The 20280-nt window shown below is 33.8% G+C and carries 18 protein-coding genes; 4 read left to right on the top strand and 14 right to left on the bottom strand.

Annotation, left to right across the window (positions count from 1 at the left end):
* The first annotated feature begins 100 nt into the window (after positions 1–100).
* Positions 101–2365 (top strand): aconitate hydratase, encoded by a 2265-nt coding sequence (locus DMB71_RS04725; RefSeq protein ID WP_111364114.1) that lies wholly within the window; start codon positions 101–103, stop codon positions 2363–2365.
* 59 nt (positions 2366–2424) lie between these two features.
* Here the strand turns inward: DMB71_RS04725 and DMB71_RS04720 are convergent, their stop codons facing one another.
* Positions 2425–3801 carry a Kelch repeat-containing protein gene (locus DMB71_RS04720; RefSeq protein WP_111364112.1) on the bottom strand — a complete coding sequence of 459 codons (1377 nt, stop codon included), beginning with the start codon at positions 3799–3801 and terminating at the stop codon, positions 2425–2427.
* Positions 3802–4042: 241 nt separating this feature from the next.
* Here DMB71_RS04720 and DMB71_RS04715 point away from each other — a divergent pair, with 241 nt between their 5' ends.
* The gene (locus tag DMB71_RS04715) at positions 4043–5206 is read left to right on the top strand and encodes a C40 family peptidase (protein WP_111364110.1); all 1164 of its coding nucleotides are present in this window, start codon (positions 4043–4045) and stop codon (positions 5204–5206) included.
* Here DMB71_RS04715 and DMB71_RS04710 read toward each other — a convergent pair.
* The 6 genes from DMB71_RS04710 to DMB71_RS22220 all read right to left on the bottom strand — a co-directional run bounded on the left by DMB71_RS04710 (position 5203) and on the right by DMB71_RS22220 (position 9132).
* On the bottom strand, positions 5203–5592 hold the full coding sequence (locus DMB71_RS04710; protein WP_111364109.1) for a response regulator: 390 nt from the start codon (positions 5590–5592) through the stop codon (positions 5203–5205). The two genes, DMB71_RS04715 and DMB71_RS04710, sit on opposite strands and share 4 nt — an antisense overlap.
* The gene (locus DMB71_RS04705; protein ID WP_111364107.1) at positions 5582–7006 is read right to left on the bottom strand and encodes a sensor histidine kinase; all 1425 of its coding nucleotides are present in this window, start codon (positions 7004–7006) and stop codon (positions 5582–5584) included. Before DMB71_RS04705 ends, DMB71_RS04710 begins: the two co-directional genes overlap by 11 nt.
* 417 nt (positions 7007–7423) lie before the next feature.
* On the bottom strand, positions 7424–8182 hold the full coding sequence (locus DMB71_RS04700; protein ID WP_111364105.1) for a methyltransferase domain-containing protein: 759 nt from the start codon (positions 8180–8182) through the stop codon (positions 7424–7426).
* A 103-nt stretch (positions 8183–8285) separates the two neighbouring features.
* Positions 8286–8672, bottom strand: a complete 387-nt coding sequence (locus tag DMB71_RS04695; protein ID WP_111364104.1) for a DUF5958 family protein — start codon at positions 8670–8672, stop codon at positions 8286–8288.
* A gap of 113 nt (positions 8673–8785) precedes the next feature.
* Positions 8786–9034, bottom strand: a complete 249-nt coding sequence (locus DMB71_RS04690; protein ID WP_111364102.1) for a Rossmann-fold NAD(P)-binding domain-containing protein — start codon at positions 9032–9034, stop codon at positions 8786–8788.
* Positions 9004–9132 carry a hypothetical protein gene (locus DMB71_RS22220; RefSeq protein WP_262510403.1) on the bottom strand — a complete coding sequence of 43 codons (129 nt, stop codon included), beginning with the start codon at positions 9130–9132 and terminating at the stop codon, positions 9004–9006. Before DMB71_RS22220 ends, DMB71_RS04690 begins: the two co-directional genes overlap by 31 nt.
* 170 nt (positions 9133–9302) lie before the next feature.
* Here DMB71_RS22220 and DMB71_RS04685 point away from each other — a divergent pair, with 170 nt between their 5' ends.
* Positions 9303–10712, top strand: coding sequence for an APC family permease (locus tag DMB71_RS04685; RefSeq protein ID WP_111364101.1), 1410 nt, complete (start codon positions 9303–9305; stop codon positions 10710–10712).
* A 70-nt stretch (positions 10713–10782) separates the two neighbouring features.
* Here the strand turns inward: DMB71_RS04685 and DMB71_RS04680 are convergent, their stop codons facing one another.
* The 6 genes from DMB71_RS04680 to dinB all read right to left on the bottom strand — a co-directional run bounded on the left by DMB71_RS04680 (position 10783) and on the right by dinB (position 18433).
* Entirely contained in the window at positions 10783–11187 is a 405-nt protein-coding gene (locus tag DMB71_RS04680) for an MFS transporter (protein ID WP_111364099.1), read from the bottom strand.
* Between the two features lie 158 nt (positions 11188–11345).
* Entirely contained in the window at positions 11346–11807 is a 462-nt protein-coding gene (locus DMB71_RS04675) for a DUF1810 domain-containing protein (RefSeq protein WP_111364098.1), read from the bottom strand.
* A gap of 157 nt (positions 11808–11964) precedes the next feature.
* Positions 11965–12591, bottom strand: coding sequence for an alpha-ketoglutarate-dependent dioxygenase AlkB family protein (locus DMB71_RS04670; RefSeq protein ID WP_111364096.1), 627 nt, complete (start codon positions 12589–12591; stop codon positions 11965–11967).
* A 41-nt stretch (positions 12592–12632) separates the two neighbouring features.
* Positions 12633–14012, bottom strand: a complete 1380-nt coding sequence (locus tag DMB71_RS04665) for an exonuclease domain-containing protein (protein ID WP_111364095.1) — start codon at positions 14010–14012, stop codon at positions 12633–12635.
* Between the two features lie 180 nt (positions 14013–14192).
* Positions 14193–17252 (bottom strand): DNA polymerase III subunit alpha, encoded by a 3060-nt coding sequence (locus tag DMB71_RS04660; protein WP_111364093.1) that lies wholly within the window; start codon positions 17250–17252, stop codon positions 14193–14195.
* Positions 17252–18433, bottom strand: coding sequence for a DNA polymerase IV (dinB, locus tag DMB71_RS04655; RefSeq protein WP_111364266.1), 1182 nt, complete (start codon positions 18431–18433; stop codon positions 17252–17254). The genes DMB71_RS04660 and dinB overlap by 1 nt, the downstream gene beginning before the upstream one ends.
* 88 nt (positions 18434–18521) lie before the next feature.
* Between dinB and DMB71_RS04650 the strand changes: the two genes are divergently transcribed.
* Entirely contained in the window at positions 18522–19295 is a 774-nt protein-coding gene (locus tag DMB71_RS04650) for an XRE family transcriptional regulator (protein WP_111364091.1), read from the top strand.
* Positions 19296–19454: 159 nt separating this feature from the next.
* Here the strand turns inward: DMB71_RS04650 and DMB71_RS04645 are convergent, their stop codons facing one another.
* Complete coding sequence (locus tag DMB71_RS04645; protein WP_111364090.1) at positions 19455–20216, bottom strand: phosphatase PAP2 family protein; 762 nt, start codon at positions 20214–20216, stop codon at positions 19455–19457.
* Positions 20217–20280: the final 64 nt, after the last annotated feature.

The raw sequence follows: 20280 nt of genomic DNA, 5'->3' as shown, positions 1-20280 counted from the left end.
TAAAAGCCTGAGTCATAAAACTCGGGCTTTTTTAGTAATAATTGTTCTATTTTTTGTAACTTGTCATGTTCAAAAAAGAATAATAAAAACAAAAAAATCTATGGCTTTTGATATCGAAATGATTAAAAAAGTGTACGAAAACATGCCGGCGCGAGTTGATAAAGCGCGTGAAATTGTTGGACGTCCGCTTACTTTAACAGAGAAAATTTTATACAATCACCTTTGGGATGGAAATCCCACTAAGGCGTTTGGAAGAGGAATTGATTATGTTGACTTTGCACCAGATCGCGTAGCGTGTCAAGATGCAACAGCGCAAATGGCCTTATTGCAGTTTATGCATGCAGGTAAATCTAAAGTGGCAGTACCTACAACGGTTCATTGTGATCATTTGATTCAGGCAAAAGTTGATGCTGCAACAGATTTGGCTAGAGCAAAAACTCAAAGTAATGAGGTTTTTGATTTCTTGTCGTCAGTTTCTAATAAATATGGAATTGGTTTCTGGAAACCAGGTGCTGGAATTATCCACCAAGTAGTGCTTGAAAATTATGCTTTCCCAGGTGGAATGATGATTGGTACCGATTCTCACACTGTAAATGCAGGTGGTTTAGGAATGGTCGCTATTGGTGTTGGTGGAGCAGATGCTGTAGATGTTATGTCTGGAATGGCTTGGGAACTTAAATTTCCTAAACTAATTGGAGTTAAATTAACTGGTAAATTATCAGGCTGGACAGCTCCAAAAGATGTTATTCTTAAAGTTGCTGGTATACTTACTGTAAAAGGTGGTACTGGAGCAATTGTAGAATATTTTGGGGAAGGTGCAAAAGCAATGTCTTGTACTGGTAAAGGTACTATTTGTAACATGGGAGCTGAAATTGGAGCTACAACTTCGACTTTTGGTTATGATGATTCAATGGGGCGTTACCTTCGTTCTACAAATAGAGCAGATGTTGCAGATGCAGCAGATAAAATCGCTCCTTACTTAACTGGAGATCCAGAAGTATATGCTAATCCAGAAAAATATTTTGATCAAGTAATTGAAATCAACTTATCTACTTTAGAGCCACATTTAAATGGTCCTTTTACACCAGATTTGGCTACTCCGATTTCTAAAATGAAAGAAGAAGCAATCAAAAATAACTGGCCATTACAAGTTCAGTATGGTTTGATCGGATCTTGTACAAACTCATCTTACGAGGATATTTCTCGTGCTGCTTCTTTGGCAAAACAAGTGGCTGCAAAAAACTTAAAAACGAAAGCGAAATTCACGATAACTCCAGGTTCTGAAGTAGTGCGTTCTACAATAGAAAGAGACGGATTTATCGATACTTTTAATAAAATCAATGCCACAGTATTTGCAAATGCATGCGGGCCATGTATTGGTATGTGGGATAGAGAAGGGGCAGAAAAAGAAGAAAGAAACACTATTGTGCACTCTTTCAACCGTAACTTCTCAAAACGTGCCGATGGTAACCCAAATACTTTAGCTTTTGTGGGTTCTCCTGAATTGGTGACGGCTTTGGCTATTGCAGGTGATTTAGGTTTTAATCCGTTAACAGATACATTAATCAACGAAGATGGTGAAGAGGTAATGCTTGAGGAGCCAACAGGTGATGAACTTCCTGCTAAAGGTTTCTACGCTGAAGATCCAGGATTCCAAGCTCCAGCTGAAGACGGATCAAATGTTCAAGTAGTGGTGAATCCAACTTCAGAGCGTTTACAGTTATTAGCTCCTTTTGATGCTTGGGATGGAAAAAATATTACAGGTGCTAAATTACTTATCAAGGCATTTGGTAAATGTACGACTGACCATATTTCTATGGCTGGACCTTGGTTGCGTTTCCGCGGACATTTAGATAACATTTCAAACAATATGCTGATAGGAGCTGTAAATGCTTACAACCAAAAAACAAACTCAGTTAAAAATCAATTGACGGGACAGTATGATGCTGTGCCAGCAGTTGCACGTGCTTACAAAGCAGCTGGAGTTCCATCTATTGTGGTGGGAGATCATAACTATGGTGAAGGTTCTTCTCGTGAGCATGCAGCTATGGAACCACGTTTCTTAGGTGTTAAAGCGGTATTGGTAAAATCTTTTGCTCGTATCCATGAAACGAACCTTAAAAAACAAGGTCTTTTAGGGTTGACTTTTGCAAATGAAGCAGATTATGATAAAATCCAAGAAGATGATACTATTAACTTCTTAGATTTAACAGAATTTGCTCCTGGCAAACCTCTAACATTAGAATTTGTTCACGCAGATGGTACAAAAGATATTATCTTGGCAAACCATACATACAACGAAGGTCAGATTGGTTGGTTTGTTGCAGGTTCTGCATTGAATTTAATTGCTGCTGGAAAAGCTTAATGTTTCATTCGATTATAGTGATAAAAAACGCTCTGTGAAAACAGAGCGTTTTTTTATTATTAATTAACTTTAATTGAATTTTCTTCTAAAGTTTTAACCCGATTTGGTTTTGTTTTTTTAAATTCATCTATTGAAATGCTATAAGTATTTGCAGAAGGAGTTTTAGAATAATCAGTATGGTTATAGCCTCCAATTATATAAAGTTTATCATTATAAAAATGCATAGCAGGAAATTTTAATTCCAACTCAATCTTGTATTCTGCCAGCTGTCTTGTTTTTAATTGATAGGTATAAAGTGCTCCATCTTCGAAAAAATAAATGATATTGTTGTGATAAGTTATTGCCGGTCTTTCTAATCCCGAAAATAATTCGCCTTCAATCTGCCATTTTTGTGTAACTAGATTAAAAGTTTCAATTTCAGGAAGAGAATGTCCATTATATCCTCCAATAAGATATATTTTATCATCAATTAAAATTCCTGTGGTTTCTTTTGCAATTGGCATATTGTCCAGTTCGTACCAATAGCCAGAGCCAATGTTGTATAAGTGTGCTTTGTTGGTAAAAGTTTTTTTGCCGCTCTCAGTCATTTTTACAGAACCACCCATTATAATAATGTTGTCTTTGTAGGTAAAGGAAGCAAAATCTGCAGCTTGATGCGGATTAGTATTGTCGATTTTTATAGTTTGATTGCTGAGATTTAAAACTTCAATCTGATCTTGCAGGTATTCAAATTTTCCATTTGCAGAAATTCTTTTTCCGCCTAAAACGTAAACTGAGTTTTCATATAAATGCACATTGTGATGTGCTCTTTTTATAAATTTTATAGGAGAGTCTTCCCAAGAATCAGCAGTAATGTCATATATTAAAAAATTTCCTTTATAAAATTGAAAAGTCGAATTTCGGCTTAATTCATCTTGAAAATCTTTTAATGTAGGGTCGACTTTTTCTGCGGTAACTTTTTTCCACGAATCAACTTCACGTGATCCATTTCCTCCTATAATATAAATTTTGTCGTTCTTTAAAAATGATCCAAAAGAGAAGATAGGAAATTTTATAGGAGCTAATTTCTTAAAAGCCAGTTTAGATTGTAGTTTTAATTGATGATTGGCATTAATTGTCAATTCAGATAAGTTTTCAACTTGATTGACTAGAAAAATAGTAAATTTTGCTTTCCTTAGATCTTCTAAACGAATTTTTAAGTTAGTAAAACCAATATGAGAGAATTCTAAAATTTCTTCATCTTTAAATTGTGGAATCAGTTTTAAAGAGAATTTTCCGTTTCGATCTGTTATAGTTCCCATTTTGCTTGATAATGCAAATACATTGGTGTTTTCAATAGGAATGCTATCTTTTTTAGAAATTACTTCACCGCTTATATTTTGTGAAATAGAAAAGAAAGGAATTAAGATAAAAAACAAAAGTATTTTTTTTGTCATTTCTTTGGTTTTATCATTAAAAAACTTTTTAAAAATAGATCAATATGTAAAAAACTGCTTTTCAAAAAGTTGGCTCAATTTCTATGCCGAGGCTGTTAACATGAGGTAAATTAATTGTTAAAAATACAGGTTTTTTTACTTTAAAAAGTTAAATTCGCTTTTTAGGCAATATATTTGTCTTTTTTGAGTTGGTATTAATGTATAATATAGAAAAAGTTGTAAAAACTTTAAAAAAGAGAGTATGGTTTACAGGTTAATAATGGTATTGTTTTTTTTCAGTGTTGGAGCATTTGCGCAAGATAATTTTATTAAGCACAAAATTTCACAAGGAGATAATCTTTCTGTTATTGCTAAAAAATATGGGGTAAAAGTAAAAGATATTGCAGATGCGAATCCAAATGCTCCTAAAATATTAAAACTAAACTCTACACTTTTAATTCCAAACAAAAATAAAAACACTGCAAAGACAAAAACTAAAAGTGTTGAAGTCGCAGATAATAATACCTCTTCTATACCTGCTTCTGGCACTCACGAAGTAGCTTCAAAAGAAACGCTTTGGGGAATTTCTAAAAAGTATAATGTTTCTGTCGATGAATTAAAGAAAGCAAATCCATCGCTGGAAACCGAAGGTTTAAAAATAGGACAACAAATAAATATTCCTTCAAATAGCGTAGCTTCAAATATTAATTCGCCAAGCGAAACCCCAGTTAATTCAGAAGTAGTTTCGACAGATGTGGAGTTTTTTAGAGAAGTTAAATCAAAAGAAACAAAATACGGGATATCTAAAGAATACGGCATTACAGTTGCAGAGTTGGAACGTCAGAATCCATCAATTAAAGGTAAAGTGCCTGTTGGATATTTGTTGAAAATTCGTATTCCAAAGGAAAAAGCAGATGCGATTCAGGCTGCAAAGGCTTTACAAGAAACTAATTTACAGACAGATGCTTCATCGGGTCAAATAGCAGAAACATCACCTGAAATTAAAAAAGATTCTTCCTATGTTAGAACAGGAAATTATTCAGAATTGATCGATAGGCTTATAGCAAGTGCAACTGAAAATATCGGGACGCGTTATCGTTCAGGCGGAACAACAAAAGCTGGTTTTGACTGTTCAGGATTGATGTTTTGCACTTTTGGAAATTTTGATATCAAACTGCCAAGAAGTTCGATAGAACAATCTAGAATAGGAACAAAAGTAGCTTCGGACGAAGCGCAAAAAGGAGATTTAATTTTCTTTAGAACAAACGGTAGACGCCATATAAACCACGTAGGTATGGTTGTTGAAAATGTTGATGGTGAGATTAAATTTGTACATTCATCTACTCATGGCGGTGTGATGATTTCTTCAACAAAAGAACCATATTATACAAGAGCTTTTTCTCAAGTAAACCGCATTTTGAATTAAACTGAAAGAAAAGCATTTTTCAATATTTCTAATCTAAAAGGTTTGTTCCAGAAATCAGTCACGTATTTATTTTCTGTTACCTTTTTGATTTCATCACTATCTAAAGTAGAAGAAAGCACAAAAATTTCAATTTTTTCTTTTACTTCTTCAGGAAGTCTATCAAACTCTTCCAAAAATTCAAAACCATTCATAACAGGCATTTGAATGTCTAAAAGAATGATCAATGGATTTTGATTTTGGTTTTTTACAATCCAGTTCATACCTTCTTTTCCATTATTAGCAATATAAACAGGATTAATATCAAGCCCTTTTTTCAATAGCTTTTTAGTGACAAATTGATCTATCAAATTGTCTTCTATAATTATAAATTGAGATTTATACGGCATACGAATTTGGTATTGTTACTATAAATTTACTTCCAACACTACTTTCTGAAAAAACAGAAATATCTCCTCTAATATTTTCAACTGCTTCTTTTACGATATATAAACCTAAGCCAGAACCTTTGTTTTTGTTTGTTCCAAAATACATATCAAAAATATTAGCTTTATAATCGTCATGAATTCCGATTCCGTTATCTGTCACTTCAAGCTTGTTTAAGCCTTCACTGAAATAAGTTTTTATCGTAATAAACATTTCTGGCTTATTGCAATCTGCATACTTAATAGCATTTGAAAGCAGATTGTTGATAATAATTTTTAAACGAAGACCATCACTTTCAATATGATCGATCAATAGTTCTTGTGTGAATTTAATTCTATTCGCATTTTCAATATGCATTAATTGTAGAATAGCTTCATTGCACAATTCTTTCAGGCTCACAGGCTCCATTATTATTTGTTTTCTTTTGTTTTTGGAGTAATCAATGATATCGCTAATAAACTGATCTTGTCTTGCTAGGCTCTGATGCATCATTTGCAAATAATTTCGAACTTGTTCCACATCATCTTCTAATGCTGTTATCTCGATAAGGCCTTTTAATGATGTAATAGGAGATCTTAAATCGTGTGATGCGCTGTAAACAAATCGGTCCAATTCGCGATTTACGATAACAAGATTTTCGTTTTTCACTTCAATTTCTTTTTTCGAAACCAATAGCCTTTTTACCATTATAGAATAATAAAGACAAACACTGCAAACTATAACCAGAATGAAAAAGATATTTGTAATAATTAATAAATCCTTTATTTTTCGAGTTCCTTCCCCTAATGTGTTTGAAAAATTACGTTCGTTAATTGTTAATCGATCGCTTATTGCGCTTATTTCTTTTAAATATTTTTTCTGATCTTCGGCGGTTAATATATTGTGTTCGATTTTGGCGTTAATCTGCTGGCCAATTACAAACAAATCAAAAATTAATTTATCTCCTTGTCCCCATTCATTTATGGCTTTAGCCAAAAAGTCTACATTTTTAAAATTTTCAAATAGCCATATAATATCATCTAAATCATCTTCATTGTTTCGCCCAGTTAAAAATCCTTTTCTGGCAATTTCGTTGTCTCCGGCTTTCAAGAGCGTAACCCTTGCAATACCATCTCCTTGAGGAACTTTTAATTCTTCAAGATATAATTTCCATTGAGCGTGGTTTTTGGTAAATAAATAGGTTATTAAATGTCTAGATGCATCTTTTTGCCCTTTCGAATAATGCGATTCTCCATTTACGTAAGCTCTATTGGCTGATAAGATTTTAATAGTGAAAAAATTGATGCATATTAATAATGCACATGAAATGAATACTATTAAAATAAGAATGAAAACATTTGGAAAACGAAAATTTTTTAAAGCTTGCAATTTAGACATAATCTTAAAATTAGTAGGTTGATAAAATGTGCCTGTTTTGCGTGTTTTGCAAGTATGAATAAAAAGTTATGGAGGAATTTAATTCATATTTTCGTTAAACACTTGTTAATGTATTTTGCTATTTATAAAGGATTGCAAAATCATTCTCTCAAATATAATAAAATTTATCTTATGATTTTAGCAAAAAAGATACTATCTAAACAAAAATATTTTTATTTCAATTGTTTTTGTTTAAGTGTTTGTTGGTTAATTTGTTGTGTTTTTTTTAGTGGTATTTTTGTCTTATTTTAAAACTAAGGAAATGAGTTCTTAATTCCATTTTAGAAGAAAAAATAAAATATAGAGTGAGTTAAAATGGAAAATAAAAAACCTTGTTTTTGTTTAAGGTTTTGTTATTTGTGAACTTGAATCGTTTGATTAAAATTTAGCATAAATAATCAATCTTCTAAAGGCGTAAATAGACGGTACTCTAGGAAAATAAGCGTATATTCTTTTTTTGAATTCGGTTGTCAATGCTATAAATTCTTGTTTTCCTAATCTTTCTTGATAAACTGTCAGCGCAGAACCTGAAATGAAGTCGAAAAAATCATCCTTTTTATGAGAAATTATAGGGTAAACTTTTTCATATAAAACCAAATCTGTACCGCCATTTTCGAACAGGATTTTTGCATATTCATCTAAAGTCAATACTGGAGAAGGGCGCGACCAATTTTTCAGATACGTTGCAAAAGGTTCTTCTTGAACAAGTTTTAAAAGTATTTTGTTCAAAATATTTTCATTTTGCTGTGGCATCTGAACCGCAAGCTGTCCACCTGGGTTTATATGAGAGATAATTTTTGGAAAAAGTTCGTTATGATTATCAACCCATTGCAAAGCAGCATTGGAAAAAATCAAATCCCATTTGGTTTCATCTTCAATCTGCTCTAAAATTGTTTTTTCTTTAAATTCAAGATTTTCTTGTATAAGAGCTTTTGCTAGCATTTCGGCAGAATTATCAATACCAAGAACAAACGGATTAGTTAGTTTTTGATGCAATTTTTGGGTAAGTTCACCCGTTCCGCATCCGAGATCTAAGACTTTTAGATTAGGTTTATCAATAATATGACTTGTTAGATCATCAAAAGGTTTAGAACGTTCTTCTTTAAATTCGTTGTATTTTTTTGGATCCCAAGTCATGATATTGTTTTTCTTTTAAAATTAAGGAAAATTTCTTTTGCTTCAAAAGAAAGATATAGTTCATCTCATTTAGCTTGAAAGCTAATATGTTTATTAAGAATCTCTAGTCAAGTTCATGCCAAAAATGACCACAACCATTTTTGCATTCTGTATTTCTTCTTTCTGTATCTGTAATTTTAAAAATCCAAAGTAAAGAGACTATTACTTTTTTATTTTCATTTTTGGGCAATGAAGCCAATTTATTGAAAGCAATTTTAGTGGAAAAACTTTTTAAGATTACAATTGGCGTATAAGTTGGTTTTAGAGGAATAGTATTTATTGCTCTTTGATAAGTTTCTGAATTATAATCGGTTTTATTTGGAATAGAGTTTAAAATATAAACTTGAAGTGTTCTAAAAATCTCGTCAAAACTATGCTTAGCCAAAAGTAGTTCTAAACCAATATTGAAATCCATTTTGTCTTGAGCAATTTTATTGATTATTTCTTCCATTTTTTCCGAGTTCTTTATTTTTCATTAGGCAATTCCTAGAAAATGAAATATATAAAAGTTAAAAATTATTTTAAAGTTCCCTGATAAGTTTTTCTGTAATAGAAATGGATAGATTACAGGTAATCTAAGGTTAATTTATTGCTGTTTTTAAATGCGATAGACATTGGATCAGGAAAAATGTTGTATTTATTTAAATTAATATCATCACAAATGTTTTTAACCAATGTTGCAGGGGAGATTTTATCAAGTTCTACATCTGCGGACATTTTTGAGTCAATATATCCAGGATATATTCCAAAAACTTTAATGTTGTATTGATCTAAATCTTCTCTTATCGATTGAGTAAAAACATGTGTTGCCATTTTGAAACATCTCGCATTAATAACTCGTCAATGAAAGCTTTGCCTATGTCGCCACCAGCTCCCGTTAAAAGCACAACAGCATTCTTAAATGAATTCATAATATTTTACTTTAAAATAATTGAGTAAAAATACTACAAAAAATAACTATGCTCGAGGTTTTAGGGAAAATTATATAAAAGAATTGTAAATGCTGAAATCTCAAATATAAAATCTCAATATTAATGAATCGGAAAAAAGTATATCTTTAGCCAACCTAAAACCAATAAAAATGCAAGAAAACAACCAAGAACATTTTAAAAGAGAACTCGGACTCTTAGACGGAACCATGCTTGTGGTTGGCTCTATGATCGGATCCGGGATATTTATTGTAAGCGCCGATATCGCCAGACAAGTAGGTTCAGCAGGATGGCTTACCTTAATTTGGCTTTTGTCAGGATTTATTACAGTTGTCGCAGCTGTTAGTTACGGCGAATTGAGCGCCATGTTTCCAAAAGCAGGTGGGCAATATGTTTACCTGAAAGAAGCTTACAACAAACTGATTGCCTTTTTGTATGGCTGGAGTTTTTTCGCAGTTATTCAGACTGGAACGATTGCAGCTGTAGGAGTGGCTTTTTCTAAATTTGCTGCTTATTTGTATGAACCTCTGAGTGATGAAAATATTCTTTACGAACTTGGAGCTTTTAAACTGAATGCTGCTCAGCTCGTTTCGATTTTGACCATTATCATCTTAACTTTTATAAATAGTCGTGGTGTAAAAAACGGAAAAATTCTGCAGACCGTTTTAACAATAATTAAAATTTTATCGCTACTTGGCTTAGTCGTTTTTGGATTAACGCTTGCTGCAAAAGCTTCAATTTGGGATGCAAACTGGGCTGACGGATGGAGCACAAGAACATTTGACAAAGAAAGCGGATCATGGTTGCCAATTAGCGGAACTGCTTTGATTTCTGGAATTTCCGCAGCAATGGTTGGATCATTATTCTCTAGCGATGCTTGGAACGGTGTGACTTTTATTGCAGGCGAAATTAAAAATCCGAAGCGAAATGTCGGTCTAAGTTTGTTTCTAGGAACTTTTATAGTAACCTCTCTTTATGTTGTGACAAATCTTATGTATTTGGCTGTCGTTCCGTTTGATGAAATAGCAACAGCAAAATTTGATCGTGTTGCAGTTGTGGCATCAGATTATATTTTTGGAAATATCGGAGCACTGATTATCGCAATTATGATTATGATTTCGACTTTTGCCTGCAACAACGGATTAATTATGGCGGGCGCGAGGGTATATTATACGATGGCTAAAGATGGTTTATTTTTCAAAAAAGCAGCTGTTTTAAATAGTTCGAGTGTTCCTGCTTGGGCACTTTGGGCGCAGTGTATTTGGGCTTCGGCTTTGTGCTTGACGGGGAAATACGGCGACTTGCTTGATTTTGTAATTATCATTGTATTGATTTTTTACATCCTGACCATCTACGGAATTTTTATTCTAAGAAAAAAGATGCCAGATGCAGAAAGACCTTATAAAGCATTTGGATATCCATTTTTACCAATGTTGTATATTGTTGTAGCATCAGCGATTTGCATTTCGTTATTAATTACAAAATTCTCAACCTGTGGCTGGGGAGTATTAATTATGTTAACTGGAATTCCTGTTTATTATTTAACAAAACCAGCTGAATAATATTTTAGTTTCAATTGAAACAAAAAAAGCATCTTGATTTTCAAGATGCTTTTTTTATGTCTTATAGGTTTTAAGAATTAGATAAATCATTGGTAATTCTTTCTTCGGTAGGTCTTAAATAAATAAGATAAACAATGAGAAGTATTCCGAATAGGATAAATTCGGGTTTTATAAATAATATCAAAAAGGCGGCGCCTTCAAGAACGGCCCATCGCATAATAGAAGCAGTTTGGTAAACAGGAAGTTTGTCTTCGAGTTTTAGTTTCGGGTCAATCTGTTTTAATTGTGCCTTAAATAATATGCTGCTTAACACAAAGGCAAGAACTGGAATAATAAGATATAATATTGAATTAGAATCAATAGCAGGAATATTTAGTGTTTCTAATGAAATATCTCCTACAATGAAATACGCGATAATTGTTCCGGCGCAAATGCCAAAATGGATGATTTGTAAAGTTCTGATTTTTTCATTCATAATTTGGTTTAGATTTGAGGTTGATTATGCAAGTTAATGCTAATTATTTTTAAATAAACAAATTAAGGTCTTGATTTTAGCAAATGATATAAGTGCAAACAAAAAAAAGACACTAAAATTAGTGTCTTTTAAATGTAAATAATCGTTGTAAACTCGAGTTATAGTGTAACTGGTTCATCAACAGATTTTATAGTTGAATTAATAATAGACAAAGTAAGTGGATCGTTTTCTCCAGAGAAGAAAGCTTCCAGAATTTCCTGGAATATCGGATTTGCATTTTCTACTAAAGAAAACAAAGTCATGCAAGAACGCAATTTTCGGGCATCTAAATCACCAAAAATTCCATCAGCCGATTTCATTTTAAAGGTTAATAGCAATTCTGAAATTTCAATTAAATGTTTTCCTAAAATAGGATGTTCCAAATAATCTGAAGCTTCTTTTAAATCATTAATGGCATAAAGATTTGCTGTATCGCTTTTACCCAATCCTTTAATTTGAGGAAAAATAAACCACATCCAGTGCGTCTCTTTTTTCCCTTTTCCTATTTCAGAAAGAGCAGTAAGATAAAGTTTGTTTTGTGCATCTAGGAAGCGCGCTAAATCGTTGTTTGAATAAGCCATTGCGGTATTATATTTTTTTAAAAGGTTGCAAAAATAGTAAAAAAGGAAGGTTCAGCCTAATAAAACGTTCATACAATCAGTATTTTAACTTTTTTCGACAGAATTTTCTTCGTCAAGATTGAGCTAATAAATCAGCTAGTTTTTAGTTCTGAATGCATTACGTATTACGCTGCGTTTGCCTAAAAGTTAAATTTATTCTAGGTAAAACTTTTCGTGCTGTTTTGGGCACATGATGCTGCCAAAAACTATTGGTAGTCCCCGCCATGAGTAAGAAAGAACCATGATGAAGCGGAATTTCAACTAGCGGAATATCCTTTCTGAATTTATGGCGAAGTTTAAACATTCGGGTTTCTCCAAAAGTAACTGAAGCTATAATCGGATCTTTACCGCACTTGTCTTCTCGGTCGCTGTGCCAGCCTACGCCATCTTTTCCGTTTCGGTATAAATTTAACAGAAGACTGTTAAAATCGAGCTGAGTTTCTTTCTCCACACGACTTCTGATTTTTAATAATTCATAGGTCCAGTCAGGTCCGTTTGGATCTGCTCCTTCGTTGTCTTTATCTTCGTACCACGCAATCATTCTAGGAACGGTATAGGTTTTATCATAAATTTCCATTTCATATTCTCTCCATTTGGTTTTGCGTAGTATTCTTTCATAAAAAGAATCCGATTCTTCTTTGCTAAAAAAGTTCTCAATCAGAATTAGTTCGCAATCCGGAAGATCAAATATTTTTTTACCTCCATGTCCAGTGGTAAATAATTCGGTGTCGGTAAATAGTGTCATAATTTTGATTTTTTACAGCTCTATTTTTTTCTAATTTGATTTTAGACTAAGAAATGCTTTTTAAAGAATACTTTTCTAGGATGCTTTTCTGCATAAGAAAAAATCAACTGTTCAATATATTGATTGCTTTTATAAGGTGTGACATAGTTTTTTACTTCTGAAGGTTCGTGAATCGAAACATCTGAAGGAAGATATCCCATACCATAAAAATGCCCGTTTTCAATCCAAATGCAGCTGCGTTCTTCTTTTGATTTTCCTTTGTCAATTATGGCAAAAGAAGGTCTGTTGTTTAAGAGATAATCAATCGCATTGTCGACTTGTGCATTATGCATTATAGCATCGGGTAGACTTTGTAAATTATTATTGTAGAAAAATTCTCCTTCCTCAGATTTTGAATATTTGCAGAAACGATGATCAATTTCAAAACGTTCGGCAAGGTCTCGAAGTAAATTGATGCCTTCATGCAAACTGCTAAATTCATGAATGCAGACTTGAAACTTGCTTACTTTACCTATGGCAAGATATTTATAGCCATTTCGGGCTTCATATTGGTAAATGCCAAATTTGGCTTCAAATCGTTTTAAAGCTCTATTATAAGTAGGCCAAAGTTTTTTGATTTCTGTACATTCTAAAAGAAGTGCCATTAATTCGGTAGCGCAGACTTCAAAAGAAATTCCGTGAATATCTCTTAAAAAATGCTGTCTCTGCGGATTGATATTGTTCCCTGTAAAATGTGATGTTACTCGTTTTTTTAAATTAATTGCCTTTCCAACATAAATCACTTTTTTCGCCTGATTATAAAAATAATAAACGCCTGGTTTGTCTGGCAGATTATTAAAATCATCTGGCGGAAGATTAGGAGGCAGGCGCTGATCTTGTGCTGTTTTTTTGATCATTTTTTCAATTTCCCCAGCATCATCCCATTCCAATAAAAGAGAAAATAATAGGGCAGTAGCATCTGCATCTCCACCGGCACGGTGTCTATTTTCTAAATTGATATTCAAAGAATTGCAAAGATTTCCTAAACTATAAGATCCTAAACCAGGTTTGATTTTTCTGGCAGCGCGAACCGTACAAAGTTTTTTGGCCGACCATTTAAAACCTGCTTGCTCTAATTGATGATGAACGAATGAATAATCGAAATTGACATTATGAGCAACGAAAATACGATCAGTAAGCATTTCGAGAACTTTCTCAGAAATGTCATCAAAGATTGGTGCATTGGCTACCATTTCGTTATTAATGCCCGTTAATCCAAAAATAGAAGGAGGAATGTCCTGTTCAGGATTTACCAGTGTTTCATAACGATCCAGTACATTTTTACCATCATGAATAATGATCGCAATTTCTGTAATGCGACTTCCACTGGCATTTCCGCCTGTGGTTTCAATATCGACTATAGCATATTCTGTATTTTTCATCTTTATATAACGTAAGTTCTTCTTTAGTTATTTAATTTTTTAACATACATTAGAGTCTGGCTCATTTTTATTCTTTGTTTTTTAATCTCGCAAAGGCGCAGAGTCGCAAAGTTTTATTTAAAAACTTAAAAAGAAAAAACTTTGCGTCTTCGCGCCTTTGCGAGCAATTTTTTTCATCGCTTAAGAATTAAACTTCATTCGATGTCTCGGAAGATTAATTTCATGTCCCTGCGGATAAGGCGCTCGATGTGTCAAACTAACATCTTCCTTTATCTGACTTTGTGTTCTGTACTGATCTTTAGAATCCATGTAACGCGGATCTGGAATAAAAGGCATTTTGGCCATTTTGAGAATCGTGATGGTAGGAAAGTGGTAATCAACCTCAACATTTCCTAACAAAAGATAACAGCCTCCGCCCTGAAATGGATATTTTTCTAAACTATCAGGAAAATGAGCTGTATCAAAATAAGTGCCTTCGTGATCAATCCAAGTTCCAAAATACATGGTTCCTTTTTTGGTCGGAACGTGCTTTCTGGAAATGAGATAAGCCAGCATTCTAACTTGTTTTTTATGATATTTCACTAAATCTTTTGCCATGATATCTCCGCGGTGTTTGGTCTGTAAAAGATCAAAAACAGTGCATGAAACTGGAAAACTTAAAAGTTCAATTTCGTCAAAAGCATCTTCAAAAACAGAGCGTTCCAATGTTGGAAGTTTATATTCTTTGACGGGTTCCTGTAAAAGTTTTAGATTTCTATTTTCGGGCTTAAAATTGTTTAAAAGTAAACTAGCACTAATTAAAAGCTGGTTTTTTGTTTTTCCTGTAAAACGAAATGCACCAATGAAAATCAGAACTTTAACGCCTTCAATTCCTATTGGAATCCGATTTATGAAATCTTCCAAAGAAAGATATTCGCCATTTTTTTCTCTTTCCGATTCGATTAAATGTGCAATTTTGGATTCCAGACTTTGGATGAGCATAAAACCAAGATAAATATCAGTGCCATACAAAGTGGTCTGATATTCGCTTTTATTCACACACGGATTATGAATTGTTCCGCCAGACATGCGCGCTTCGTGTACATAAACTTCGGTTCTGTAAAATCCGCCTTGATTGTTGATAACCGCCGTCATAAATTCAACAGGAAAATTAACTTTCAGATACAAGCTCTGATAGCTTTCAACCGCATAAGAGGCCGAATGTGCTTTGCAAAAAGAATATCCTGCGAAAGATTCGATCTGACGATAAATTTCCTGGCTTAACGTCAATGGATGTCCTTTTTGAGCACAACTGGCAAAGAAATTATCTTTTACTTTCTGTAAAGCTTCAAGAGATCTCCCTTTTCCAGACATGGCGCGGCGGAGAATATCGCCGTCAGGAGCGGGAAGTCCGCCGTAATGTTGGGCGATTTTAATCACATCTTCCTGATATACCATAATACCATACGTTTCGCCAAGATGTTCTCTGAAAACTTCATGAAAATATTCAAACTGGGTTGGATTATTATGACGAAAAATATACTCTTTCATCATTCCTGATTGTGCAACTCCAGGACGAATAATGGAAGATGCAGCGACAAGAATTTTATAATTGTCACAATTCAGTCGGCGTAATAATCCACGCATAGCAGGGCTTTCGATATAAAAACAGCCAATTGTATCTCCTTTTGCTAAATAAGAATTGCAAACGGCTTCATCTTTAGAAATTGAAGTGTCACGGATATTCACTTTTATTCCTCGGTTTTTGGCAATCAATTTTACGCTGTCATCAATATGTCCGATACCGCGTTGACTTAGAATATCAAATTTGTCAAAACCAATTTCTTCTGCAATATGCATATCAAAAAGTACAATTGGAAAGCCTTTTGGAGGCATTTCCAGAGGCGTGTAATTCGTGATTGGTTCTTCAGAAATCAAAATTCCACACGCATGCATACTGCGTTGATTGGGATATTTTCCCATCATTTGTCCGTATTCTTGAACCAATTTTACAATTTTATTGGTTGGATGAAGTTCTTCTGGATTTTTTGCCAGAAGATCTAATTCTTCTTTAGGAAGACCAAAAACTTTTCCGACTTCCCTAAAAATAGAACGGTATTTGAACTCGACGTTTGTACCGCAAAAAGCAACATGATCTTTACCGTATTTTTCGAAGATATATTCCAAAATGGTATTACGTTCCTGCCAACTCCAATCGATATCAAAATCCGGCGGTGTTTTTCGGTTGAGGTTTAGAAAACGTTCAAAATACAAATCAAGTTCGATAGGGCAGATATCTGTAATTCCCAAACAATAAGCGATGATACTGTTGGCACCGCTTCCACGACCAATGTGCATAAAACCTTGGCTATTGCTATATTGAATAATATCCCAAGTAATTAAAAAATAACCGCTGAATTCTAATTCGTCAATTACTTTTAATTCTTTTTCTACGCGAGCTTTTGCTTCAATATTTTTGTTTCCGTAACGTTTTTCAAATCCTTCCCATGCCAATTCGGTCAGTTTTTCTAAATCTTGCTGACGGTTTTCAGTATAGAACTTTTTATTTCTTTTAACTGAAAAGTCATATTGAAAATTACAATCGTCAATAATGCGCTGTGTATTTAAAATAATTTCAGGATATTTTTCATAAAAAGGCAGAACTGATTCTACAGGTTTCATTACATCAGAAACTTTGCAGTAATCTGCTTCTGTAAGTTTCGATAGAATAATATTCGTATCAATAGCACGAAGCACTTTATGCAGATTGTATTCTTTTTTATTTCTAAAAGTTACAGGCTGTAAAATCACCATTTTGGAGATTTTATTTTTATGTTTTGAAGTCAGAAGACTTGAAACTTCTTCAGGACGAACTCCGATAAATTCATTTTTATGAAGTGTTTCTGGAGCATTCTCCAAAGTATAAATCACAAAAACCGATTTGAATTCAGGAGCTCGTAAAGGCAGAATTTCTCCGCTGAAATTATATTCCGTTAAAAAACGATTCATTTCAGCTAGTCCTTCTGAATTTTTAGCCAGACCAATATATCGGAATTCATGATTGCATCGAAATTCCATTCCAATCAAAGGTTTGATTCCTTCTGCTTGGCAAGCTTTTATAAAATCATAAATTCCTGTTACAGTATTAATATCCGTTAATGCCAGTGCTTTTATACCATACAAAACAGCTTCGTCAATCAATTCCTTAAGCGGAATCGTGCCGTAGCGTAATGAATGATAAGAATGACAATTGAGATACATTATTTCTTGCGTTTTAAAATTTCGTCTTTAGTATTGGGTTTAAAGTGCGCCCCGGCACAGCGCATTACGGCATCAAAACCATAACGGCTTTTCATTTTATCCATAGCAGCATAAAGCGAAAGCATTTCCTGAGTGTCTTCAAAAAGATCAATTTGATACGTTCCGCGCACCAATCCGCTAAAGCGAACACCAATCAAGCGCAGACGCATACGACGCTGATAGACTTTCTCAAAAAGTTCTATTACATTTTTGGTCAGAACATGATCTGCAGAAGTATAGGCAACTCGACATTGTTTGGTTTCGGTATCAAAATTGGCATAACGAATTTTGACCGTAACAGTCGAAGTTAGCCATTGTTCGGCACGAAGCTGAAACGCCAGCTTTTCGACCATTCCTAATAATATTCTTCTCAGTTTTGCAAGATCAATGGTGTCTTGCGAAAAAGTCGTTTCGGTCGAAATTGATTTTCTTTCTGTATAAGGTTCAACAGGAGTGTGATCGATTCCGTGGGCTTTTTTCCAAAGTTCTAAACCATTTTTGCCAATCATCTGCTGTAATACCTCAGCGGGCATTTCTGCCAAAGTCTGAATTTTACGAACACCAATTCGAGACAAAAGCTGAAAAGTTACGGCACCCACCATTGGGATTTTTTGAATCGAAAGCGGATTCAAAAAGTTCTGCACTTCTTGTTCTGGAATTTGAAGATTGCCAACAGGTTTGCCTTCGCCTGTAGCGATTTTAGAAACCGTTTTATTGATGGATAATGAAAAACTAATGGGCAGCCCAGTTTCTTTAATCACTTTTTGCGCCAATTCATTGGTCCATTTATAACTGCCATGAAATTTGTCCATTCCAGTAATGTCCATATAAAATTCATCAATGCTGGCTTTTTCTAAAACGGGTGCTTTTTCCTGAAGAATTTCGGTTACATCATGAGACAGTTGAGAATACAATTCCATGTCGCCTTTCATGACTTTTGCATCTGGACAAAGTTTCAATGCCATACGAATTGGCATCGCAGAACGCACTCCATATTTGCGCGCTTCATACGAACAAGATGCCACAACACCACGGTCTCCGCCACCTATAATAAGCGGAATCCCATTGAGTTCAGAGTTGGTGCGTCTTTCGCAGGATACAAAAAAAGTATCCAAATCCATATGTACAATTGCCCGTGCCATTTTTCCTTTTGTTTTTGTATGAAACAAAATTAGTACAGATTAGAACATTTTATGTATATTTGCTGTTCCAAATTATAACAAATTTATTATGTCCTTATTTTCAGACAACATCAGAGCATTAAGGGTTAAGCATAAAATATCACAAGAGAAATTAGCTGAAAACCTTAGCATTACCAGAGGAAGATACGTGAAATACGAAGATGGAACTTCGGAAGCGCCGTATGATATTCTAAAGAAGATTGCATTATATTTTCATATGAGTATTGACTTGATATTATCTGTCGATATACGTAAAATTGATGTGCAAAATTTGATAAAACTAGAAGGCAATCGACTTATTTTACCGATTCAAGTGGATAGTTTTGGAGAAAATTATATCGAAATTGTATCTCAAAAAGCAAAAGCAGGTTATCTAAATGGATATGCTGATCCAGAATATATTGAAAGTTTACAGCAGATTACACTTCCGTTTTTAGGGCCTGGAAAACATCGCGGATTTCCCGTTGAAGGGGATTCAATGCCTCCACACGAAGATGGCTCTATTATTATTGGTCGTTACGTAGAAAAGCTGGGAGAGGTGATGGACGGCAAAACCTATATTCTTATTACTAAGAATGAAGGAATGGTGTATAAGCGTCTCAATAAAAACAAAAAAAACTCTTTGGTTTTAGAATCTGACAACAGCTTTTATCCAAATTATGAAGTGAAAGCTTCTGATATTTTGGAAATATGGGAATACGAATGTAATATCGGCCGCTCTGATAAAAAACAAGAAACGACAGAAACGGGTGCAATGAAAGATTTGCTTTTAGAATTGAAAAGAGAAGTTCGAGAGATTAAGAATAATACTTCGAATACTTAGGTTATAGCCACAGATTTTACAGATTAAAGAGATTTTTATTCGCCACGAATTCACGAATTTTAATTTAAAATAATTCGTGAATTCGTGGCGAATAAATTTATACAAAGCCATTCAAAAATCCTTTTAATCTGTGAATCCCGATAGCTATCGGGAGTGGCTTTAAAAAACCTTAGCAAATCCTAAACCATATTGTTGACCATTATAAAAAGGCATTATCATAGAAGTAGATTTATTTTCGGCTGATGATTTAAATAACTTTTTAGTAATATACGGATTGATCCAATACGCAATTTTAGTACTTAAAATCCCGATTCCAGCTCCAGCAGCAACATCAGTCAGCCAGTGGCGATTATTGTAAATTCTGAAAAGTCCGGTTCCAGTTGCAACGGCATAACCTGCAATTCCGTACCAAATCGATTTATCTTTATATTCTTGATATAAAAATTCGGCTCCTGCAAAAGCAGTTGCAGTATGTCCAGAAGGGAAGGAGTTGTTCGAACTTCCATCAGGTCTTTCTTCATGCACAATCGATTTTAAGCTTAAAACCGTCGTTGCCATAATAATATACGAAGTTGCAAATATGACCGAACGATTACGCATGTTATTTTTTCCCTCTACTCCAAAAGCATTCAAAGCATAAACAGATGCTGCAGGTGCATATTGAGAGAAGTCATCAATTGTGATTTTTTCGTCAATATCTTCTTTAACTTCGTCCCTTATTTGGTGATTAAAACTTAAAAGTTGATCATTTCCAATTCCAATTACGCCGTACCCAATCAAAACTGATGGAATAATTAGTTGTTTGTAATTGAATTTCAAATTATTTGACGTGCTGTCAATTTTTGTAATAGAATCATTTTGCTGCGCATTAGCAGAAAAGAATCCGAATAGAAATAGAAGGAAAATCGCTTTGTAGAACATTTTTTGGGTTGTTATATTTTACAAATTAACGAATGTTTTGAACCTAGTATTTTGTACTTAATTG

This window comes from Flavobacterium tistrianum, from assembly GCF_003254545.1.
Taxonomy (GTDB): domain Bacteria; phylum Bacteroidota; class Bacteroidia; order Flavobacteriales; family Flavobacteriaceae; genus Flavobacterium; species Flavobacterium tistrianum.
The sequence above is the reverse complement of the archived record's forward strand: the minus strand, read 5'-3'. Positions and strand labels throughout refer to the sequence as shown.

Bases quoted from the DNA above. Each gene is read 5' to 3' on its own strand.
- DMB71_RS04705 (WP_111364107.1), bottom strand. From the start codon at position 7,006: ATGTCTAAATTGCAAGCTTTAAAAAATTTTCGTTTTCCAAATGTTTTC.
- DMB71_RS04710 (WP_111364109.1), bottom strand. From the start codon at position 5,592: ATGCCGTATAAATCTCAATTTATAATTATAGAAGACAATTTGATAGAT.
- DMB71_RS04690 (WP_111364102.1), bottom strand. From the start codon at position 9,034: ATGGCAACACATGTTTTTACTCAATCGATAAGAGAAGATTTAGATCAA.
- DMB71_RS04675 (WP_111364098.1), bottom strand. From the start codon at position 11,807: ATGGCTTATTCAAACAACGATTTAGCGCGCTTCCTAGATGCACAAAAC.
- DMB71_RS04720 (WP_111364112.1), bottom strand. From the start codon at position 3,801: ATGACAAAAAAAATACTTTTGTTTTTTATCTTAATTCCTTTCTTTTCT.
- DMB71_RS04680 (WP_111364099.1), bottom strand. From the start codon at position 11,187: ATGAATGAAAAAATCAGAACTTTACAAATCATCCATTTTGGCATTTGC.
- dinB (WP_111364266.1), bottom strand. From the start codon at position 18,433: ATGGCACGGGCAATTGTACATATGGATTTGGATACTTTTTTTGTATCC.
- DMB71_RS04695 (WP_111364104.1), bottom strand. From the start codon at position 8,672: ATGGAAGAAATAATCAATAAAATTGCTCAAGACAAAATGGATTTCAAT.
- DMB71_RS04700 (WP_111364105.1), bottom strand. From the start codon at position 8,182: ATGACTTGGGATCCAAAAAAATACAACGAATTTAAAGAAGAACGTTCT.
- DMB71_RS04715 (WP_111364110.1), top strand. From the start codon at position 4,043: ATGGTTTACAGGTTAATAATGGTATTGTTTTTTTTCAGTGTTGGAGCA.
- DMB71_RS04685 (WP_111364101.1), top strand. From the start codon at position 9,303: ATGCAAGAAAACAACCAAGAACATTTTAAAAGAGAACTCGGACTCTTA.
- DMB71_RS04660 (WP_111364093.1), bottom strand. From the start codon at position 17,252: ATGTATCTCAATTGTCATTCTTATCATTCATTACGCTACGGCACGATT.
- DMB71_RS04650 (WP_111364091.1), top strand. From the start codon at position 18,522: ATGTCCTTATTTTCAGACAACATCAGAGCATTAAGGGTTAAGCATAAA.
- DMB71_RS04665 (WP_111364095.1), bottom strand. From the start codon at position 14,012: ATGAAAAATACAGAATATGCTATAGTCGATATTGAAACCACAGGCGGA.
- DMB71_RS04725 (WP_111364114.1), top strand. From the start codon at position 101: ATGGCTTTTGATATCGAAATGATTAAAAAAGTGTACGAAAACATGCCG.
- DMB71_RS22220 (WP_262510403.1), bottom strand. From the start codon at position 9,132: ATGAATTCATTTAAGAATGCTGTTGTGCTTTTAACGGGAGCTGGTGGC.
- DMB71_RS04645 (WP_111364090.1), bottom strand. From the start codon at position 20,216: ATGTTCTACAAAGCGATTTTCCTTCTATTTCTATTCGGATTCTTTTCT.
- DMB71_RS04670 (WP_111364096.1), bottom strand. From the start codon at position 12,591: ATGACACTATTTACCGACACCGAATTATTTACCACTGGACATGGAGGT.